The sequence below is a fragment of the Microbacterium sp. nov. GSS16 genome (assembly GCF_028198145.1).
Taxonomy (GTDB): Bacteria; Actinomycetota; Actinomycetes; order Actinomycetales; family Microbacteriaceae; genus Microbacterium.
This window is the reverse complement of the sequence record NZ_CP116338.1, coordinates 1,470,547-1,491,667: the sequence shown is the minus strand read 5'-3', so window position 1 is coordinate 1,491,667 and position 21,121 is coordinate 1,470,547. Positions and strand designations below refer to the sequence as shown.

Below are 21,121 nucleotides of genomic sequence, written 5' to 3'. Positions count from 1 at the left end.
AGTCCCACCGAGCGCTCCGATCATGAGCCGTCGTCGTCGATGCGCAGCACGTTCAGCATGCCCGTGGTTTTGACGCTGCCGTCGATGTAGATGTCCTGAACGCCGGTGCAGGGCCTCGTACGGGATGTCAGACGCGCCGATACGGTAGGAACACGTGCGCCTTCTCGGGATCGCCGACGCACGTTACAAGGAGTACCGATGACGCTTGCACCCGCGAACCCCGACCACTTGACGCAGCGAGAGCTCGAGCAGGCCCTGTGGGGTGCTGCGAACGCGCTTCGTGGCCCGGTCGATCCCGGCGACTTCAAGGCGTACGTGTTCCCGGTGCTGTTCTACAAGTGGATCAGCGACGTCTACGACTACCACCACGAGCAGGCGGTTGAGGACCTGGGTGAGGACTGGTCTCAGCAGCAGGAGGACGACGAGTACCAGACCTTCCTGATCCCCGACAGTGCGCACTGGGATGAGACCTTCGAGGTCACGAAGAACTCCGGGCAAGCCCTGAACAAGGCGCTCGTCGCGATCCAGGAGGCGAACCCCGGCAAGCTCGCCGGCGTCTTCGGAGATGTGAACTGGGCCAACACGGAGCGGATCCCGCAGGCTGCTCTTCGGGCGCTGATGGCGGTCTTCGACAAGCTCACCCTCGATCCTGCTCACGTCTCCGGCGACATGCTGGGCTCGGCGTACGAGTACCTGCTGCGGGAGTTCGCAGAGGCGTCGGGCAAGAAGGCGGGCGAGTTCTTCACCCCGCGGCCGGTGGTGCACCTGCTGGTGAAGATCCTCGACCCGCAGGCCGGCGACTCCGTGTGTGATCCGGCCTGTGGCTCCGCGGGCATGCTCGTGGAGACGGTCGAGGCGGTGAAGCTCTCCGGCGGCAACCCGCGGTCGCTGTTCCTCTACGGCCAGGAGTACAACCTCACTACCGCCGGCATCGCCCGGATGAACCTCTACCTGCACGGTGTGGAGGACTTTGAGATCAAGCGCGGCGACACGTTCCGGGAGCCGAAGCTGCTGGACGAAGCAGGACGCCTGCGGAAGTTCAACGTGGTGATCGCCAACCCCCCGTTCTCGCTGGACAACTGGCCGGCATCCACCTGGGCGAAAGACCCGCACAAGCGCGCCCTGGGAGGCATCGTCCCGCCGGCGAGGAACGGCGACTGGGCGTGGATCCAGCACATGCTCTCCGTGATGGACGAGCGCGACGGTCGCGTCGGGGTGGTCATGCCGCACGGCGTGCTGTTCCGCGGCGGCCGCGAGGCGGAGATGCGCAAGTGGGTCGTCGAGAACGACAAGCTCGAGGCCGTGATCGGCCTGCCGAACAACCTGTTCTACTCGACCTCGATCCCGGTCAGCCTGCTGATCTTCCGATCAGACAAGAGCGCCGAGCGCCGCGAGCACGTGATGTTCATCGACGCCCGTGCCCGCTTCAAGGCCGGCAAGAACCAGAACACCCTCAGCGACGACGACGTCGACGCCATCGACGCTGCCTACAAGCGGGGCGAGGACATCGACGGTGACGGCGGGCTCTCGCTCTCTCTCGTACACCGCGAGAGGATCCGCGAGCAGGACTACGACCTCAACATCGGACGGTACATCCAGACCGAGACCAAGGCCGAAGCAGACGTCGACGCTGCGCTCGCATCGTTGCGCGAGGCGCAGGAGCGCATGGATGCCGCCCGGGCGGCGCTGGACCTGCGGCTGCGGGAGGCAGGGTTCGATGCGTGAGGGGTGGCGGGAGGCTCGGCTGGGGGATGTAGCGGCCGTCTCCTCGACTGCGGTACCTCTCTCGAGTGTGACGTTGCCGTACATCGGCCTTGAACACTTCGACAGCGGATCGCCTGCGATCGTGAGGAGTGCCCTTTCAAGCGACATGAGTGGCTCTGGGATCCTGGTTCAACCGGGTGACGTTTTGTTCAGCAAGCTGAGGCCTTATCTCAACAAGGTCGCTGTAGCGCATGAGACCGCAGTGTGCAGCACGGAGGTACTGGTGTGGAGGCCGAAGCTCGATACCGGCATCAGCAAGGCCTTCCTCTCCCTCGTCCTGCGGTCGAAGGAGTCCATCGACTTCGCGAATAGGTCTTCCAAGGGCACCAAGATGCCTCGCACCAGCGCGACGGCTATGGTTGCCCTCCCTATAGCTCTCCCCCCACTGTCAGAGCAGTACCGGATCGTGGATCTGATGACATCTGTCGACACCGCGATCGCTGCTGCTGAGGCGGAAGCGACCGCCGGACGATCTTCGTACATGGCGCATCTGACTGCGGAGTTCACCTCGGGCGCGAGTTTCGCTCCTCTCGGAGCAGCTCTATCGCGCTCTGAAGATCGAACGCGAGTCGAGCCCGATGCAACCTATCGGCTAGTGGGGGTGCTTCGATCCGGCGAGGGATTCATAGACCGCGGCGTCGAAGCGGGTGAGAACATCGGTTACTCGACCCTCACGCGCGTCAGAGAGAACCAGCTCGTGTATCGGAAGTTGACCGCCTGGGAGGGGCCCATCTCGGTTTCCACTCAGAACGAAGATGGTGGATTCGTCAGTAGCGAGTTCCCTGTTTTCGAGGTCGATAGCTCCAGACTGCTTCCCGATCTGCTTCGTCACTACTGTCGATGGCCGGGGTTATGGTCGCTGATGCAGCAGCGTCTGAAGGGGTCTGTTCTCCGACGCATGCGTCTCAACGCGGACCAGCTCGAAGCAATCGCCGTACCTATGCCGGGGCTCACTGCTCAGGAGACGTCGCTTCGACTATTGGATTCGCAGTGGGAGCACGTTGCGACAGCCCACGCCACTGCCGAAGCACTCCGCACGCTGCGCAGCAACCTGCTCACCGTGCTGCTCTCCGGAGAGCATGAGATCCCTGAGAGCTACGACCATCTCCTGAACCTCGACGACGAAGACGACAAGGGCGCAGCAGCATGACCGGGTACACCGAAAAGGGCACTGTGCAGAAAGCGCTCGTCGAGCTGCTGGTCGATGCCGGATGGGCGCACGTGGAGGGCAAAGACCTCCCGCGCACGACGCAGCAGGTCTTCATCGAGAGTGACCTCCGCGACGCGATCGAGCGGCTGAACCCGGCCCTTGTGGGCAGAACCGACGCCGTGCTGGCGAAGGTCAGGCAGGTGGCCCTGAGCGCGGCGGCCGAGGGACTCATGACCGCCAACGAAGAGTTCACGCACCTGCTGCGCGGCGGCGGGACGGTGCTGATGCCGGACACCAACCATGACGAGCCGTTCCGGCTGCTGGACTTCGACAACCCCGGCGAGAACACCCTGCTGGTCTCGGACGAAGTGACCTATCAGGGCGCGCGGTTCGACCTGGTGCTGTGGATCAACGGCATCCCGGTCGTCGTCGGTGAGACCAAGACGCCGGTGTCGTTGGTGAAGAGCTGGAAGGACGGCGCCAAGGACATCTACACCTCCTACGAAGTGCACCAGCCTGCGTTCTTCACTCCCAACCTGCTCTCCTTCGCCACGGAGGGCAAAGACTTCAGGTACGCCGGTGTCCGCACGCCGTTGGATCACTGGCAGCGGTGGGGCTCGGCTGACGTGCCGGCGACCATCGAGGGCTGGGCGCGCGTGCAGATGAGCGTTCAGGGCCTGCTTACACCCGAGGTGACCCTGAACCTTATCGAGCACTACGCGATGTACGACCGGCAGTCCGACGACGGCGCCGCACGCACGATCAAGCTGCTGCCGCGCTACTTCCAGTACGCGTCCGTGGAGAAGATCGTCGAGCGCGCGACCAGCCAGGCAGGATCGCGGGGACTGATTTACCACACGCAGGGGTCCGGCAAGACGCTCACGATGAGCTGGGTGGCGACCCGGCTCTACTTCGACCCGCGGATGCACAACCCGACCATCGTCGCCGTGGCGGACCGCACGCAGCTGGTCACTCAGACCTTCTCCCAGTTCGCCTCTGCCGGCGTCCCCCAGCCGGTGAAGGCGGGGAGTACGAGCTCGCTGCAGCAGGCGCTCAAGGACGGAGCGCGGGGCATCATCGCCACCACCGTGCACAAGTTCGCCGGCGCCGGCGTGCTCACGGAGCGGGAGAACGTCATCTTGCTGGTCGACGAGGCGCACCGCACGCAGGAGGGGTCTCTCGGCGCCGACATGCGCGCGGCGCTGCCGAACGCGCACCGGTTCGGTTTCACCGGCACCCCGATCGCGGATCTGGACCGCAACACCTACCAGCTGTTCGGCGACGAGCGGGACCCCGGCTGGGCGCTGGACACGTACGACTCGGACCGCTCGATCGCCGACGGGACGACCGTCCCAATGAGAGTGATCCCCAGGCCCGTCCGGTTCGACGTCGCCAAGGAAGAGCTCGACGCGGCGTTCGACGCGCTGGCGGACGAGGAACAGCTCAGCGACACGCAGAAAGAGTCTTTCGCGCGTCGGGTCGCCAACGCCCGGGCGATCTTCCACAACCCCGAGCGGATCGCACAGGTGGCCGCCGACATCGTCGCGCACTTCTACGCCTCGATCGACCCGCACGGCATGAAGGCGCAGGTGGTCGTCGCCGACCAGGAGCTGTGCATCCTGTACGAGCGGGCGCTGCGGGAGGAGCTTTCGCGCACGGGCAGGGGTGACCAGGTAGCCGTCGTGATCTCCGCCACCGGCAAGAGCGAGTTCGAGGCGTACAAGCTCTCCGAGGGGGAGGAGGAAGCGCTGCTGGATCGGTTCCGTGACGTCAACGACGGCCTGAAGTTTCTCGTGGTTACGGCCAAGCTCGGCACCGGCTTCAACGCGCCCATCGAGGGGGTGCTGTACCTGGACAAGCCGATGAAGCTGCACACGCTCTTCCAGACCATCACCCGCACGAACAGGCCCTGGCGGCACCCGGATACCGGATTCACGAAGCGCTACGGCACGATCGTCGACTACGTCGGCCTCGGCGGTGCCTTCGCGCGCGCGATCGCCCCTAGCGACCCCGAGCACGTCCAGCGCGAGCTGGAGACGGACACGCTGCTGGAGAACCTTGAAGCCGCCCTCAAGGAGATGCGGCGCCGCTTCGTGGGCATCACCCGCGACGGTTCGATGGACTCGCTGCAGCAGGCTCTCGAGCGGCTCCCGCCCGGCAGCGAAGACCGCGCCGAGTACAGAGCCGAGTACCTCTACGCCCAGGGGCTGTGGGAGACGATCGCTCCCGATGAGCACCTGACCGAGTGGGAGGGCGACTACCGCTGGTACGCGCAGGTGTATGCCGCGATCCCGAGTGAGGACTCCGAGGACGACATCCTCTGGGAACGGCTCGGGCCGAAGACCCGTGCACTCGTGCACCAGCACATGCGCAACGTCCGGGTCGACGACAAGCAGGTCGCCGTGGTGATCGCCGACGCCCAGACCATAAAGCAGATGACCGACGCCGGTCAGCTGCCGCCGGTGCCGACCGAGTACGAAGGCAAGTCCGCGCAGGAGATCATGGACTCGCTCACCCAGCGGATCCGCAAGAAGCTCGACGGGGGCGGCGCCAACGAGGCTGCGTACAAGTCGATCGCCGAGCGGCTGGAGCAGCTGCGACAGCAGATGATCACCACCGCCGAAGACTCGCTCCTGTGGCTCACAAAGCTGTTCACCGTCGGCACGGACCTGAAGACCGTGGAGGACGCCGACGAAGAGGGCGTGCTCGCCGACCTGCCGGACCCGAACGTGGGGATGCTCACCCGGATCTTCGAGGAGCACAAGCCGGCGGGCATGACCGTGCTCGTCAGCCAGGTCGCTCGCGAAGTCGACCAGCTGGTCAGCCACGCCGTGCACCCGCAGTGGACGTCACAGGAGGGTTCCATGAAGGCGATCAAGCGTGAGCTGAACGCCCTCTTCAAGAGGTACGGTCTGCCGCGCACCGGCGAGCCGATGGCGTCGGCATGGAAGTACATCCTGAAGCACTACTGAGATGCAGATGCCCCGGTCCGACCGCCGATGGCGGGTGAAACAGGACCGGGGCGTGGAATCCTCACACGAAAGGGAAGGAACCAGGTGCAACCGTAGCAGGCAGTTGTACACGTGAGCCATGGTTCGCGTCTCATCCGCCACTGCCGTGACACGCCTATCGCGATCTCGACAGCGGGAGCGCCGTTGCCATTCAGACGTTGGGCCAGTCGCCGGTGAGCCGCGGTCGATCATGCCGCGCACGGTGTCGAGCCGCTGCGCGGTGGTGCCGCCGTCGGTGACCTCCTTGAAGCCCATCAACTCCGCGATGCGGGTGAGCGTTCGCTCGGCGAGATCAGCGCGCTCGGCGAGATCAGCGCGCTTGATAAGGTTATCGAGCTGAGGAGTTCGGCATGTCATTCATGGGGGTGGATCCGTTCGAGGGACAGCGCTGGGTCAGGCCGCGGCGTGCCGGCGTCGACGCAGTCCGTAGATGGCGTCGTTGGTGCCGTCGTGGCACCAGCCGATGCGCGTGGCCAGCGGGTCCGTGCAGCGCAGCAGCTGTCCCGGGCGCGAGCGGGCGTAGCGCCATGCCCGGCAGCCGCTCTCCTCCAGCTGGGCGCGCAGGCGACGGCTAAACGTGTACCGGCTGAGGGGTTCTTCGCGTCGGTGACGCTCGTTCATCCACTCGAGGTAGACCTCGTGCAGGAACGACATCGGCAGGAGTTCCAGATGAACGCGCTCTCGTGCGCGTTCCAGAGACTCCTCCCCACGCGCAAGCACGTCAAGGTCACGGCAGGCTCGAAGCTCAAGGCGGCAGCGGAGTAGTCACCGCCGCGCGCTGAAGAGGCCGCCACCGGAGTATCGGTGGCGGCCTTTCTGCTCAGTCAGGGGCCATCGGGGCCGAAAGTACCGTTTCTTGGATCTGCATCGGTTACACGACGCGCAGCAGGAAAACCGAGGTCAAGAGCTATTTCGGACCATTGCTCGCGGAGCAGGTGTAACCGGTCGGCGGAGCTCGCGGAGCAAATACGGTACGCCGGGATGGCGGGACTTCCCTTGATTTCTCGATGAAGTAGAGAGAAAGAAGAGAGAGATGTAACCGATGTACCGCAGAATCCGAGAAAGTACACACATGCGCGCATGCGCACACGCATGTATAGAGTTCCTTTGAAAGCGCGGTACTTCGGTTACAACGTGGTTACTCGGACTCGTTAGCCCTGATCAGCGGGTAAATCGGGATGTACCAGCGCGCGACTGGCTATCGGTAACAATCACTCTGGCTAACACTGTTGAATTTGAGTTTTTATTCCCGTTGGCCGGGGCTTTTCGCGCCTCATTGCCCTGTACCGCCGATTCGGTACGGGGCTAGTTCGGGGCATGTCGCGCTGCGTTCGTTCCATCCAGATTGAACGCGACCTCGAGGTTAGCGGTAACCCGACGAGCTTTCTCCATATTTGCTCGTAAACGTGGAGAATTCTTGCATATCGAGCGCCTCTGAATGCTAACCTTGCATTGTTCGACCGCCGGTCGGATGCACCCGACGGGTAACGGGGTCGGATCCCGCCGTCGTCACTTATTTCCGAAGCCACAGGCGAGTGCGATCACCAGCGCATGATGAGCCCAGCGGTGAGAGTCTGGTGAGACGCGGGTCAGGTCAACTGACCCTGGCGAGAACACCATCGGCAGATGCTCGTGAGACATGCAGGTGCCCTCCTCTTTGAGAGGAGCGGGCCTTGCCTGCTATTACGACCCCCCGAAACAGTTCTCGACTCACTCTCCAGGAAGCTGCGCGTCGTCGCAGTATCGGCCAATCGACGCTTCGTCGAAAGATCGCCGACGGTATCCTTCCAGCCGAACGGATCGGCCGGCGCATCTACATCAGCCCGGGCGACCTCGATGCGCTGGCGCAGCCGATCGTCGGGCGCCCGACCGCCGAGCGGTCAATCGATGCCGCCGTCGCTCGCGTCGTCGCCGAAGCCCCACGACTGACACCAGCGCAGCTCGAACGCCTCGCTGTCATCCTCGGAGGTGCACAGTGACCGACGAATCGAGCCACCTCGACCACGCAGGGCCTCCCAACGAGCCTGTTGGCGCGCTTCGCGCGGTCCCGTCTGTTCACGCGAGCTCCGCTCGCGGGCAGAGCACGGCCGAGGAGCGCATCGAGCCGTTCCCTGGAGGAACGGGTGGCGATGAGGGAGATGCTTCCCCGCGAGGGCTCGATCCGAACCGTTCTCACCCGTTCCCTCTAGGAGAGGGAACGGGGGAACGGCACGGATCGGTGTTCGCAGCGCCGTCACCTCGAGTCGTTCCCGAGGGCGGGAACGACTCGAGAACGGGAACAGAGACGACTGAGGACTCCTTGGCGTCTATCGGGCTCACCCTTGCTGGCAGCCAAGTTCACCCGTCATTCCCTGCGAGCCAGCGAGCGGAGCGAGCGGTCCAAAGTACGACGGTCATCCCGCCGAAGGCGGGCTCGTCATGGTCTGCGCACGGCCTGAGCGACATCGTCGCACGATTGCGCAACGGTACGTTAGATCGCCCGCGTCCTACCGTCGGACGGCTGTCGGACGGCTCGCACTGGTTATACAGCCGCGCGGTGAACGGGCTTGCTGGCGAATCTGGCTGCGGCAAGAGCTGGACGGCGCTCCAAGCCGTCGCGACGGAACTCCAGGATGGCAACAGCGTCGTCTACGTCGACCTCGAGGACAGTGCGATCGGCATCGTGTCCCGTCTCCTCGACCTTGGTGTACCTGACGCATTCGTAGCTGACCCCACCCGGTTCGGATACATCCATCCCGAAGAAGCGTTCAAAGACGATGTTCGTTCCGATCTTTGGGCAGTCCTTGACTTCATGCGGCCCACCCTGGTCGTGATCGATAGCACGGGCGAGAGCATGGCGCTGGAGGGGACGGACCCGAACTCTGATGACGCAGTTGCACAGTGGTTCAAACGTGTCCCGGATGAGATAGCACGCCGTGGCCCCGCCGTACTACTCCTCGATCACCTACCGAAGTCGGACAGCGCCGCTGCCTCACCAATCGGGTCCCAGCGGAAACGTGCAGCGATCTCTGGCGTTCAGATGATCCAGACCGTACGCGCGGGCATGTCTTTCGCCAAGGGGCGGCCGGGTGAAGCGCGCTTGACCTGCACGAAAGATCGGCATGGGCACTTCATCACCGGCGAGGTTGCCGCGATCCTGTCTGTGAACCCCGCCCCCGCTCGCGGCGACGAAGGCATCGACGCTGTGCTTTCTCGAACATCGGGTGATGACTGGGCGCCGACCCGCCACATGCACGACATTTCGCAGCATCTTCAGCAGGTGGGCACATCCCTCAATACCGGAGAGATCAAGCGGTCAGTGAAGGGCAAGGCCGACACCATGACGGCTGCGCTGCGCATCCTCGTCGACAGCGGCTACATCTCATCGACGCCTGGCCCAAGGAACTCGACCAACTACGAACACATCAAGCCGTTCCGCATCGGGGATCCCTACGACGTGCCGCACGATATCGCCGCCGGTGGCCGCTCGCAATGCGGTCATCCGTGGCACGACGGTACCTGCAACCCTGACTGGTGCCACGCAACGCATCGCGGGCGATGCAACCAGCTGATCGACGAAGGGTACGACCTCGATATCGACGGTGAGGTCATTCAGGAGCCAGCGGAGACAGCGGAGCGCAAGCGGCAGCTCGTGAGGTCGATAGTCGATCGCCCGGCGGTGCCAGGTCGCAACTACTCCTCTGTGAAGGAGTGGGAGTGATGTGCGCGAAGACCATCGGGAGGACACGAACGGAACTCCTCTTCAGCACGATCGGGCACGCCCCGATCGTGCGGTGGAGCAGCCGTGCTGCGACGCGCCCCGCAGGGCCACAGGAGCTTTCACGGAGCGCAGCGCTCGCGAAAGTGTATGGGGCTACACCTTCTTCTGACGCGAAGGAGGAGCCCACCCACCGAAGGAAGCACTGGGGTGGGCTCCGGATGAGCGACAGGAGAAGCCCCTCGGGAGAGCCGCCGGAGGCTTCGTGGGCTGTTGCGTCGAGGACGGAACAGCCCACGAATCACGTCGAGAGGAGCGAAGGATGAGCTACACGATGACGTTCGACGCGTCCCACAAAGTGGGGCGTGGCGGCCACGCGCAGGCTTTCTTCAGGCACATTGCGCGGGATCTCGATCAAGCGGCAGGCTTCCAGTTCACACAGGCGAATAAGAACATCGTTCCGGACAGGACAAGGCTCAATCTCACCGTCGTCAACGACGGTGAGGGTGGGTTCAGGAAGGCGCGCTCCGTGGCCGGCCGGCCTCCATCCGACGAGTTCGATGTCTACCTGAAGCAGCGCTTGAGTACCGTCGACCGGAAGCTTCGGAAAGACGCGGTGCTAATGCGGGGTCTGATCCTTCAGCTGGACCCCAGGTGGTTCGAGGAGCACAACCCAAGCTGGCGCGCCGAAGGGATGAACGCTGAAGCTGCCCGGTACATGGGGGCCGCGCTCGACTGGGCATGCGCGGAATTCGGACAGGCCAACGTGGTCGGGTGGTCCGTTCACTTGGACGAGGTCAGTCCTCAGTTGCAGGTCATGGTTACGCCCATCACTGACGACGGTCGACTGTCGCAGAAGGATTTCTTCAAGGGCCCGGCCGACCTCAAGCGCCAGCATAAGGAGCTGCGCGACGCTGTGGCCGCAGTCGGCTACGACGTCGAGTATCGCGTCACCGAGCGCTCGAGGGAACACCTCAGCAGTAGTGAGTTCCAGGCGAAGGCGGATCGGCTCCGTGACGCAGCGCAGGAAGCGGAGAGGGCGCAGAGCGCAAATCAGCTCCAGGCGATGAGGCTGCTCAAGCGGAAGTCCGATCTCGATGAACACGAGGCACGTCTCGCCGACCGTGAGCAAGAGGCAAGGGTGCTCAGCGCCAAGGCAGATCAGGCTGCGCAAGACGCTCGGGTGGCAGCCGAGTCCGCCCTTAGGGCTCGGGAGGCTGCATTGCACGCGCGCAGGGCAGCAGACAACGAGAGGCACCGGATGGAGGACATGCATAAGCACCTCGAGGAAGTGCCCGCGGATGTCGACCGATGGCTGGACAAGGTTTCCTTCGGAGGGCAGACGCTACGGAGCCGCTTTGATGCCGACATGGCTAAGCTCAAGGCCCTCCGGCGAGAGGCTCTTGCGATGACTCAGAAGAGCGACCCGCCGCCGAAGTCGTCACGAACAGAGTTGGAACTCTAAGCCGACCACGAAGGGCCATCGAGTGTCCATGTTATGGGCACTCGATGGCCCTTTGCTGACCACTCGATAGTTTCCTCGTTTTGTTGGACTGATCTGGCCGTCAGGTGGGCCATCCTGAGGCCTATGACTGGCCGACTGATGGTCAGGACCTTGTTGATCGTCCCACTAGTGTCCACTATATGGACACTAGTGGACGTCGCGTGGGCACCTCCCGGCCCTCGAGCCAGCGCGAGCAACAGAAGTTCGGATGATAGGGGTGAGCGTCCCGTCACCCGTCAGCGCGACCGGACGCCGGAGCTGCGGGGAATATGGCCCACTAAACCCAATTGGCACCACGATGCTGCGGACAACTCTGTGAGACTCGCCGCCTCAACTTGTGAGCAAACTGTGGACAGAATCACAGCCGTGTAATTCGCTTGGGGCCCGAACTCGCTGAATCTGCCCGGAAATCCGCCTAAATCGTCCTGTGACGTGCGTTCGGGCACCCACTGGACAACTTCGACCTCTGCGACATGCTGAGCGCTCAGATCGCCACACAGCCAGCCGAATGTCGGAGGGCGCCAGTAGAGTGGGGGCACAAACAAGAGCCCCGATCCGACGGCCGGAGCGGAGCTCTTCATACGGGTCAGATCGGGGCCGAGTTGTCTATGGCAGGACTACTTGACTCTAGACGCTCCATAGCGGCTGCGCGAGTCGATTCACGTCGGTTCACGTGATCTGCCCTCCTTTTCAAGCAGGAAGGAGCGCCCCATGGCGAAGACATCGTCGCGGTCGTCGGGAAAACCCTCGAAGGCGCAGCTGAGCAAGGCGGGTCGCGTTCTCGCGACCGACTCGTCGGGCAAGGCCGCGAAGTCGAAGGCCGGCTCGACGCTCGGTAAGGACTAATCAAGCGCGGAGGGTCGGTGGTCTGATTGCCGGCCCTCCGTGTCAGCTCTTCTCCACGAGAACGCGTCTTCGAGGTTCGCTCCCACTGCGCCAGCACCCGATTTCGGGTGAGGAAGCAGGAATCACAGTATGGACTTCAAGTTCAACGAAGAAGGAATGCGCCGCGTCGCCGAAGAAGCGGTTGCCAACATGGCAGCGCAGCAGACTCAGGATCTGGAGCGGCTACGCCAGCAGTATGTCGGGCAACCGATCGCGGTTATCCGTCCGGCGCTGCGACAGCTCTTCGCGAGCTACGACGGGAACATCACCGAGCCGGACTTGTCCGAGTGGGCACAGCTGATATCCGATGGCACACGCATAGAAATGACGCCTGAGCCGATCGATTGGAGCCGCTGACAGCCATCGAGCCGGAGCACGAGCACCATCCGAACCGATAGCGCGGCGTGAGTCAGCGAGGAGAAGGACGAGCCTTGACAGCTCGTCCTTCTTTCTGGCCGCTGAGCCGCCTGCTTGCGGCTCTCGCTACCGCGCTGGTGTTACCGAGGCAGAGTTCGGTGTGCGGGTCGGCACCGACCGCGCGACGCGTCAGTCCCGCTTCCATCGGATGGTCACCGTCTTCTCCGCGGCATCGAGATTCGTGACACGTTTCCCGTGCCCGACAGGGTGAATCTTCACCGTCATGAGGTGCTCCACGAGCAATCGCTGGCGGGCGAGAGTACCGCCACTCCACCAAGCCCGAACGTCATCGATTTCCGCCAACTCAGCCAGAGGGTCTTCTCGGACCGCTCGCGCAATCGCCTCGCTGATCGACCGCATTTCATCGGCGATCTCGCGAAGGCTGTCGTCGGCTTCCAGGTCGGTCATGAGTCCGCGCGCAACGAAGCGTGCGATCGACTGCCTCCGCGTCTTCAGCCCTTCCCGGTTCGCGTGAAGAACGCCGACGTCCACTCCGTCCGCGCGGGGCGTCACCAGCTGTACGGCATCAACCTCAGACAAGCGGGCGATGCACACCTCGGACACGAAGTCGTCGATGATGTCTCCGTTGCGCATGAAGTGGCCCTGGACGCAGCGATATGCGTGGTAGCGGCGGGTCTGCGCTGCGCCGCTTCCGTCCGCCCGCGCTGTCGGATGGGTCTCCCCTCGGGCAGAGCGCACCGGGGCAGAACACACAGCACAAACTGCGAGCCCCGACAGTAGCCACTTCCGCGCCGTCCCGTTGTGATTTGGCTTCGTGCCGATCAGCCGGCTGCGAGCCGCCACCAGGTGATCGCGCTCGACGATCGCGCCCCATGACCCGGGCGTGCACGCTTCAAGGTCAATTGCGGTTGCGTCATACTCACCGCTGGGCTGCGCAGGCGCCAAGAGGGCCGCATACACCGGGTTCAACAGCACGCGTCGAACCGTGGACGAGCTCCATCTAGACCCCCTGCGCGTCAGCCGACCAGCTTCGCTGAGATCCCGGGCAATCTGTCCGAGAGGCGCTCCCGAGAGAAACTCACGGAAGATCTGTCGCACGTCTTCCGCCTCTGCGTCGTCGATTCGATAGCGGATACCCGTCGAATCACGTTCGATCTGAGGAACCCACCGATACCCGTGCGGCGGCTTGCCCGGAGTCGGGTGTCCGGCCGCTCTGCGCGTCGCTGCATATCGCGCCGCGCGCGCCCCCTTTATCTTCACCTCACGCTCCGCGAGAAGGACGAGCTGCTTGAGCATGAAGTCGTCATGCTCCGTGTCGATTGCCTCACGAATGACCACGACTCGGATGTCTCGACGCGGAGGACGGATGTCCAGAACGTCAACAAGGCTCCGAGTGATGCGCGAAGTCTCGGTCACGATGATCGTGTCGAACTCGTCCGAATCGAACGCCTTGAGCATGGCAGCCCACGCCGTCTTCGGGCCGCGCTCCTTAGAGGCGGAGGTGTCGTTATCCTGAAACTCACCAGCGATCTGCCACCCCCGTCGCTGGCACTCCGCTCGGCAGTCATCGAGTTGTTGACCGATGCCCTGCTCCTCGTCTACCGACTGACGTGCGTAGATGACCGGTCGCGGAACAGCGCTAATGGCAGAGGACATACGCTCATCCTGACAGAGTGTGCCCTGGGTCGACCACGGCGGCCATCGTCGTGATCGCGTATTCGGCGGTGGCCGCTCCGGTCTCGTCGGAGAACAGCTCGGCTGCGCGGCCTCGGGTCAGCGGAGGCAGCGGATCGGTGTGGAGTGCGGTCATGGTGTTCCTTCTCTCTCATGCGGGGCGGCTCTCGCCCCGGACGTCTCAGATGGGCAGTGGCGTGGACGCGAGCACGCTGAGCATGAGCGGTGCGACCCCGAGCAGCAGGAATGCGGGCAGCGTGCAGGCGCCGAGCGGCAGCAGCAGCTTCGACGAGAGCCGCGCGGCCCGCACGCGCCCTCGCACCCTCGATTCGTGCCGCTGCTGTGCGGCCGTCGCGCGCAGCAGCTCGCCGGCCGGCACCCCGGCGGAGCGCGACAGCTCCAGCACGGCGTCTGTGGCGCCGCGATCGCCCGACAGTGCGGCGGGGCTGTGCTCGACGAGCCGCAGCGCCCGCGGGATGCCGACGCCGCCGGCGAGTGCCACTGCGACCAGCTCGGCGTGCATGCCGGGGGTGCCGGCCGCCGGCTGCGCGGCCCGCACCATGCGTGCGGTCCACCAGCGCGCGACAAGCACGAGGGCCACACCGAGCACGACGCAGGCGACACCGAACGGATTGCTGACCAGTACGCCGATGGTGTCGAAGCCCAGCGCGAATCCCAGCAGCAGCCCGGCGAACGGCAGCCAGAGCAGCAGGCGGGCGGTGCCGGTGGGCTCGGCCAAGGCGACTCGCACGTCGTCCGCGGCGGCAGCGGCGTCCTGCAGCGATTCCGACAGCGCCCGCAGCACGTCCGCGAGCGGTGCGCCGACGGTCGTCGCGATCTCCCAGGCGGCGGCGACGTCCGACCATGCACCGCCCTCCGCGTCGATGGCGCCCACGAGCTCTGCCCCGGCGTCCGCTCGGGCGACGACGCGCCCCGCGACGATGTCGCCGGTGTCGGCGAGGTGCCGCCAGGCCGTGTGCGGTCGGGCACCGGCCTGCAGCAGCACGGCGAGGGTGCGCACGGCGGCCGCGGCCCGCGGCGGGTCGTTCGAGTCCGGATGCCGCTGCCGCCACCTCACCACGGCTGCACCTCCTCCATCGCCAGGCGGTCGTTCCGCAGCACGAATCGTCCGGCGTGCGCGATGCGCCGACGCCCATCCGCGTTGCGCTCCAGATGCAGCACGATCGTGAACGCGCTGACCACCTGGCGCGCCAACGCCGTGGCATCCATCCCCGCGAGGGCGCCGAGCGCCTCCATACGCGCCGGAACGTCCGCCAGACCAGAGGCGTGCAACGTGCCCGCGCCCCCGTCGTGACCGGTGTTGAGCGCGGTCAGCAGTTCCCGCACCTCCTCGCCGCGGCATTCGCCCACGACGAGTCTGTCGGGGCGCATGCGCAGCGACTCCCGCACGAGCATCGCGAGGGTGATGCATCCGGCGCCCTCGAGATTCGCCTGGCGCGCCTCGAGCGAGACGTGATGCGGGTGCCGGGGTCGCAGCTCGGCGACGTCCTCGATGGTCACGATGCGCTCGCCCGGACCCACCTCCGACAGCAGCGCAGCGAGCAGCGTTGTCTTGCCCGTGCCCGTCCCCCCGGTGATCAGCACGTTGGCCCGGTCGCGTACGAGCTGCGCCAGCCACGCCTGCTGGGCGTCGCTGAAGGTGCCGGTCGCGGCGAGCGCCGCGAGGTCGGCGCCGAGCACCCGCGGGATCCGCACCGACAGCGCGGTGCCGCTCACCGAGACGGGGGCGAGGACGGCATGCACGCGGATGCCCGAGGCGAGCCGCACGTCGACGCAGGGCGACTGGTCGTCGAGGTGCCGTCCGCCCGCCGCGACGAGGGTGACTGCGATGTCGCGCACCTCGCGCTCCGACGCGCGCCACGCCGGCACCCGCTCGGCGCCGCGACCGCGATCGACGTAGAGGCCGTCGGCGCCGTTGACGAAGATGTCCGTCACCTCGGCGTCACGCGCATAGTCGGCGAGCGCGCCGAGGTCCGGATCCGCATCGACGGGACGGTGAGCACCGTCGTGCGTGTCGGACGGCCGTGGTCGGAAGACGAACGGTTCGGGCATGCGACGACGTTAGGCTCGTCGCGTCGCGCGGCCAGGCCCGATTCCCAGGCGATGTGCACAACCGCCGCGACGAGAGCCCTGTGCAGTAGGAGCGCCGCCCCGTAGACGGACGGGCGGCACCTCACGGGGGGAATGAGGTGCCGCCCACGCGCTGGCCCGGAACGAGGGGGGCACCCGGGCGCGCTGAAGCCGTATACGAATCGGCTGAGGTCAGTGTATGCGTGGGCCGGCGCCACGGCAAACCGCTCTCACTACCGACTTTCGACAGTAGGCCTCTTCCGGCGGCGGGACTAAATTCGCCCTGTCACGGTCGTGTCCCTGCACGATCGCCCGACCGCGCAAAGGAGCGAGTGCATGAGCAGCCAGATCGACCACCTCCTCGACGAGGCCCGCAGATTCCCGCCGTCGGAGGAGTTCGTCGCCCAGTCGATCGACGACCCCGCCCTGTACGAGCGGGCTGCCGCCGACCGGGAGGCTTTCTGGGGCGAGCAGGCGCGGGAGAGCGTGCACTGGCACAAGCCGTTCACGCAGGTGCTCGACTGGTCGAACCCGCCGTTCGCGAAGTGGTTCGACGACGGCGAGCTCAACGTCGCCTACAACTGCCTCGACCGGCACGTGGAGGCCGGCAACGGCGACCGCGTCGCGATCCTGTGGGAGGGCGAGCCGGGCGATGAGCGCCGCATCACGTACGCCGAGCTCACCGACGAGGTCAGGCGCGCGGCGAACGTGCTGCAGGATCTCGGCGTCGGCCACGGCGACCGGGTGGCCATCTACCTCCCGATGATCCCCGAGGCCGTAGTCTCGATGCTCGCCGTCGCGCGCGTCGGCGCGATCCACTCGGTCGTCTTCGGCGGGTTCAGCGCCGACAGTCTGCGCTCGCGCATCGACGACGCCGGCGCGAAGCTCGTGATCACCGCGGACGGCGGCTATCGCAAGGGCAAGGTGTCGGCTCTCAAGCCCGCCGTCGACCAGGCGCTCAGCGACCGCAACGGTGAAGGCGAGCAGCAGACCGTCGAGCACGTGCTCGTCGTCAAGCGCGGCGAAAACGAGGTCGACTGGACCGACGAGCGCGACATCTGGTGGCACGACGTCGTGCCGCAGGCATCCCGCGATCACGAGGCTCAGCCATTCCCCGCCGAGAACCCGCTCTTCATCCTGTACACGTCGGGCACGACGGGGAAGCCGAAGGGCATCCTGCACACCTCGGGCGGGTACCTCGTGCAGGCCGCCTACACGCACAAGTACGTCTTCGACCTGCATCCCGAGACCGACGTCTTCTGGTGCACGGCCGACATCGGCTGGGTGACCGGACACAGCTACGTCACCTATGGTCCGCTCGCCAACGGCGCGACCCAGGTGCTTTTCGAGGGCACACCGGACTCGCCGCACCCCGGCCGCTGGTGGGAGCTGATCGAGAAGTACGGCGTGACCATCTTCTACACCGCGCCGACGGCGATCCGCTCGTTCATGAAGCTCGGCCGCCAGATCCCGCAGAAGTTCGACCTGTCGAGCCTGCGCCTGCTCGGCTCGGTGGGCGAGCCCATCAACCCGGAGGCGTGGATGTGGTACCGGGAGGTGATCGGCGGCGGCGCGGCCCCGATCGTCGACACCTGGTGGCAGACCGAGACGGGCGCCATCATGGTCTCCCCGCTGCCAGGCATCACCGCGACCAAGCCGGGCTCCGCGCAGGTTCCGATCCCCGGCATCTCCATCGACGTGGTCGACGACGAGGGCGTCGAGGTCGGGAACGGCAACGGCGGGCTGCTGGTCATCACCGAGCCGTGGCCGTCGATGCTGCGCGGCATCTGGGGCGACCCGGAACGGTTCAAGGAGACCTACTGGGAGAAGTTCCAGGACAAGGGCTACTACTTCGCGGGCGACGGTGCGCGTCTCGACGAAGACGGCGATCTGTGGCTGCTCGGTCGCGTCGACGACGTGATGAACGTGTCGGGTCACCGCCTGTCCACGACCGAGATCGAGTCATCGCTCGTCGCGCACGAAGCCACGGCCGAGGCCGCCGTAGTCGGCGCCTCGGATGAGACCACAGGTCAGGCGGTGGTCGCCTTCGTGATCATCAAGCAGAGCTACTTCGAGGCGCACTCCCCCGAGGGCCTCGCAACGCTGCTGCGCGGCTGGGTCGGCGAGCAGATCGGCCCGATCGCGCGCCCCCGCGACGTCTACATCGTGAACGAGCTGCCGAAGACGCGCTCGGGCAAGATCATGCGTCGTCTGCTGCGCGACGTCGCCGAGGGCCGCGAGGTCGGCGACACGACGACGCTCGCCGACACCATGGTGATGAGCACGATCACGAGTCAGGTGAAGTAGCGGCGGTCTCGAAGGCCCCGTCCCGCGATCCTCGGTGCGGGGCCTTCACCGTGCGGGTGCGCTCAGCGCCTGCATCCGCTCGCGTACCGTCCGGAACACTGCGGGGTCGAACGGGAAGTCCTCGCCGTCCTCAGCCACCAGCCGCATGACCTCGTCACCGAGCGTGATGGAGAAGTTCACGATCATCCGCGCCTCTGTGGCGTGATCGGCATCCACCAGGCGAGCCGATGCCGGATGCGCATCAAGCCAGTTCTCGATCACGTCCTGCAGACCTGCGCGGCTCGCCTCCGCTCCCCACGACACCGTCGTCGTCGTGCCCGGCTCCCGGGCGAACAGCGCGAACCGCTTGCGCAGGATTTCGTCGTCCCCCTGCCCGCGCACGGACTCCATCACAATCCGCGAGGCGGCGATCACAAGGTCGTCTCGGTTCGCCCTCAGGATGCGCTCGGTGAGTACCGGGTCGTAGACCAGAGCGGGCCCGAAGATTGCATGCTCGAGCGAGGGAAAGTAGTTGAAGAACGTGCTGCGCGAGACCATCGCCGTCTCGCATATGCGGTCGACCGTCACGGCTTGGACGCCTTCGTCGTAGGCGAGCCCGACCGCAGCCTCCTCCATGGCCCGACGCGCGACGCGCATCTTCTTCTCTCGGAGTCCTTCCGCCAACTCCACCTCCTCGATGTCCCTCCGAGACTACGCCATATTTACTGGGTTGCATCCAAGATTGGATTCAGTCCATAGTTAGCGTTGAAGCGATCAGAAGGGGTCGATATGCCACGCGCCACCAAGGAACGACATCGAGATCTGATCTCACCGCTACGCGTTGCAGGAGTGCTGTCCACTGTCACCGGAGTCATCCTCATGGGGCTGCCTGTGACCGCGAGCGCCGCGGAGCCCGAAGCAGAACACATACTCATCACGACGACGCTCTCCCACGGGGCGGCATCCTCACCGCTCGGCGGCGCTGCTGTGACCGTGCTCTCGACCGACGGCCTCGACCAGTTGATCGCCACCGGCACCACCTCGGCAGACGGGACCGTATCCCTCCGCGTGCCCGCGACGGACACCAGCTTCATCGCCGAGGCATCCTGGCCCGGCAGTGTCGGCGACCTCGTCGACTCGACTGTGAGGACGGAGTTCAATCCCACTCTGGGCGATCCCGTCACTATCGCACTGGAGGGTTCGTTCGGTGCGATCCGCGGTGCGGTGACCGCAACCGCGGATGCCTACCCTCTCGCCGATCTCTCGGGCTCGAGCGTCACCATCCTCAGCGGGGGGACGGCAGTGCAGCGCGTCGCCGTCGCCGCCGACGGCACCTTCCGATCCGGCTCGCTGCCGACGACATCCACCGACGATTACCGCATCTCGTTCGAGCCGGCACCGGGCCTCACGCTCGCGGATGCCCAGCCGTCGACCAACCCCGCCTTCGCGCTTCCTCGGGGCAACGAGAGCCCCAGCCTCACCGATGTGACCCGCTCGTTCGCGCTCATTTCAGACAGCGCGACGCCGACGCCTACCCCGACACCGACACCGACACCGACACCGACACCGACGCCGACACCGACGGACGCCCAGTCCCCGTCGCCATCCCCGACGACTCCGACTCCGACTCCGACTCCGACTCCGACCGGACCCTCTTTCGATCCGGTTCAGCAAGTCCACATCGCGTTCTATCAGCGCCCTGACGACACTGATCTCGCGGACGTTCTCAGCGGCATATCCGAGTCCGAACTTGCCACTCTGCTCGACGCAGCAGCAGGCGCGCCGAACAGCACGTTCCCTCTTTACAACGGCTCGGGGCAGGCGCTCGGTCTTGCGCAGCAGCCGACTCCGGACAAAGCGGCCGCCGCATCCCGGTTGCTGTCGCCGGTGATCTCCAGCCTGCCGGGCGTGACCGTGAACCAGCTCTCGCTCACTGCGTTCGATCTCGAAGGGGCTCTGCTCGCTGCCCAGGATCAGCGTGCCCAGCTGCTCGACCAGGAGCTGGGCTCTCAGGTCACGGATGTGCAAGGACGCAACGCCCGCATAGCCGTGCTCAATGCGGCAGTCTCGGCCTTGCATGCGTACGTCGCCGCGCCGACTGATGAATCGCTGGCGGCCGCGATCGCAGCCGCAGGCATCGCCGTGGAGTCGCACGCTCTCCTTTCAGCCACCTCGGACTCCGCCGAGGCGAGAACGGCCGCGGCTGCGCTCGTCACATCGCTGCGTCGCGAACTCGACACCCTCACCAACGCTCAGCAGATGAACATGCTGCGGCTGGCCGGCCTGACCGACAAGCGCAATGAAGCGGTCGGCGTGATGTCCTCGTTCCTCCAGAAGATGCAGAACTCGCGGTCATCGATCATCGGCAGTATGCGATCGACTCCGGTATCGATCGGCACTGTCCAGTGGGACAGCACAGCCATCACCGGCGACTTCGACCTCGCCGGGGTCGCCGACGGCGAGCATCACCTCATCGTCAGCTTCGACAAGATCGGCCTCACCGTGATCGCCGCGGTGACCGTGCAGCGCAACGAACTGGCCGCGACCGGCGGCGACTCGAGTGCGGCGCTCTGGGCCGGGTCAGCGCTGCTCGTGCTTGGAGCGGGGGCGCTGCTCAGCTCATCTCTCCGGGCGCGGCGCCGCGCGCGCGTCTGATCCGGCGACAAGTACGGAGGCCGCCG

16 protein-coding genes are annotated in these 21,121 nt (G+C 65.6%); 10 read left to right on the top strand and 6 right to left on the bottom strand.

The genetic code is table 11. From position 1 onward, the window contains the following. The first annotated feature begins 198 nt into the window (after window positions 1-198). Genes PGB26_RS07005 through PGB26_RS06995 form a run of 3 tightly spaced genes read left to right on the top strand, consistent with a single transcriptional unit; the run spans window position 199 to window position 5,886 of the window. Window positions 199-1,725: an HsdM family class I SAM-dependent methyltransferase gene (locus PGB26_RS07005; RefSeq protein ID WP_271636960.1), complete on the top strand. Its 1,527-nt coding sequence runs from the start codon at window positions 199-201 to the stop codon at window positions 1,723-1,725. After that, window positions 1,718-2,914: a restriction endonuclease subunit S gene (locus PGB26_RS07000; RefSeq protein WP_271636959.1), complete on the top strand. Its 1,197-nt coding sequence runs from the start codon at window positions 1,718-1,720 to the stop codon at window positions 2,912-2,914. The genes PGB26_RS07005 and PGB26_RS07000 overlap by 8 nt, the downstream gene beginning before the upstream one ends. Beyond that, window positions 2,911-5,886, top strand: a complete 2,976-nt coding sequence (locus PGB26_RS06995) for a type I restriction endonuclease subunit R (protein WP_271636958.1) — start codon at window positions 2,911-2,913, stop codon at window positions 5,884-5,886. Before PGB26_RS07000 ends, PGB26_RS06995 begins: the two co-directional genes overlap by 4 nt. Window positions 5,887-6,318: 432 nt before the next feature. Here PGB26_RS06995 and PGB26_RS06990 read toward each other — a convergent pair whose 3' ends face one another. Then, window positions 6,319-6,579, bottom strand: a complete 261-nt coding sequence (locus tag PGB26_RS06990) for a hypothetical protein (RefSeq protein WP_271636957.1) — start codon at window positions 6,577-6,579, stop codon at window positions 6,319-6,321. A 1,019-nt stretch (window positions 6,580-7,598) separates the two neighbouring features. Here PGB26_RS06990 and PGB26_RS06985 point away from each other — a divergent pair. From PGB26_RS06985 to PGB26_RS06965, 5 genes are all read left to right on the top strand, one after another. Beyond that, on the top strand, window positions 7,599-7,904 hold the full coding sequence (locus PGB26_RS06985; protein WP_271636956.1) for a helix-turn-helix domain-containing protein: 306 nt from the start codon (window positions 7,599-7,601) through the stop codon (window positions 7,902-7,904). Between the two features lie 557 nt (window positions 7,905-8,461). Beyond that, entirely contained in the window at window positions 8,462-9,625 is a 1,164-nt protein-coding gene (locus tag PGB26_RS06980) for an AAA family ATPase (protein WP_271636955.1), read from the top strand. 319 nt (window positions 9,626-9,944) lie between these two features. Then, a complete protein-coding gene (locus PGB26_RS06975) occupies window positions 9,945-11,087 on the top strand; it encodes a plasmid recombination protein (RefSeq protein ID WP_271636954.1) in 1,143 nt (380 codons plus the stop codon). A gap of 750 nt (window positions 11,088-11,837) precedes the next feature. Continuing rightward, window positions 11,838-11,972: a hypothetical protein gene (locus PGB26_RS06970; protein ID WP_271636953.1), complete on the top strand. Its 135-nt coding sequence runs from the start codon at window positions 11,838-11,840 to the stop codon at window positions 11,970-11,972. Between the two features lie 129 nt (window positions 11,973-12,101). After that, entirely contained in the window at window positions 12,102-12,368 is a 267-nt protein-coding gene (locus PGB26_RS06965; RefSeq protein WP_271636952.1) for a hypothetical protein, read from the top strand. A gap of 189 nt (window positions 12,369-12,557) precedes the next feature. Here the strand turns inward: PGB26_RS06965 and PGB26_RS06960 are convergent, their stop codons facing one another. The 4 genes from PGB26_RS06960 to PGB26_RS06945 are packed head-to-tail and all read right to left on the bottom strand — an operon-like array spanning window position 12,558 to window position 16,136. Beyond that, window positions 12,558-14,045 (bottom strand): recombinase family protein, encoded by a 1,488-nt coding sequence (locus PGB26_RS06960; protein ID WP_271636951.1) that lies wholly within the window; start codon window positions 14,043-14,045, stop codon window positions 12,558-12,560. A 4-nt stretch (window positions 14,046-14,049) separates the two neighbouring features. Then, window positions 14,050-14,199, bottom strand: coding sequence for a hypothetical protein (locus PGB26_RS06955; protein WP_442922971.1), 150 nt, complete (start codon window positions 14,197-14,199; stop codon window positions 14,050-14,052). Window positions 14,200-14,244: 45 nt separating this feature from the next. Next, window positions 14,245-15,144 (bottom strand): type II secretion system F family protein, encoded by a 900-nt coding sequence (locus PGB26_RS06950; RefSeq protein ID WP_271636950.1) that lies wholly within the window; start codon window positions 15,142-15,144, stop codon window positions 14,245-14,247. Then, entirely contained in the window at window positions 15,138-16,136 is a 999-nt protein-coding gene (locus PGB26_RS06945) for a TadA family conjugal transfer-associated ATPase (protein ID WP_271636948.1), read from the bottom strand. The genes PGB26_RS06950 and PGB26_RS06945 overlap by 7 nt, the downstream gene beginning before the upstream one ends. 354 nt (window positions 16,137-16,490) lie before the next feature. On the opposite strand from PGB26_RS06945, the gene acs reads away from it, so the two are divergent. After that, window positions 16,491-18,461 (top strand): acetate--CoA ligase, encoded by a 1,971-nt coding sequence (acs, locus tag PGB26_RS06940; protein ID WP_271636946.1) that lies wholly within the window; start codon window positions 16,491-16,493, stop codon window positions 18,459-18,461. 45 nt (window positions 18,462-18,506) lie between these two features. Here acs and PGB26_RS06935 read toward each other — a convergent pair whose 3' ends face one another. Beyond that, entirely contained in the window at window positions 18,507-19,124 is a 618-nt protein-coding gene (locus PGB26_RS06935) for a TetR family transcriptional regulator (protein WP_271636945.1), read from the bottom strand. Between the two features lie 165 nt (window positions 19,125-19,289). On the opposite strand from PGB26_RS06935, the gene PGB26_RS06930 reads away from it, so the two are divergent. Beyond that, window positions 19,290-21,095 (top strand): hypothetical protein, encoded by a 1,806-nt coding sequence (locus PGB26_RS06930; protein WP_271636944.1) that lies wholly within the window; start codon window positions 19,290-19,292, stop codon window positions 21,093-21,095. The last annotated feature ends 26 nt before the right edge of the window (window positions 21,096-21,121 follow it).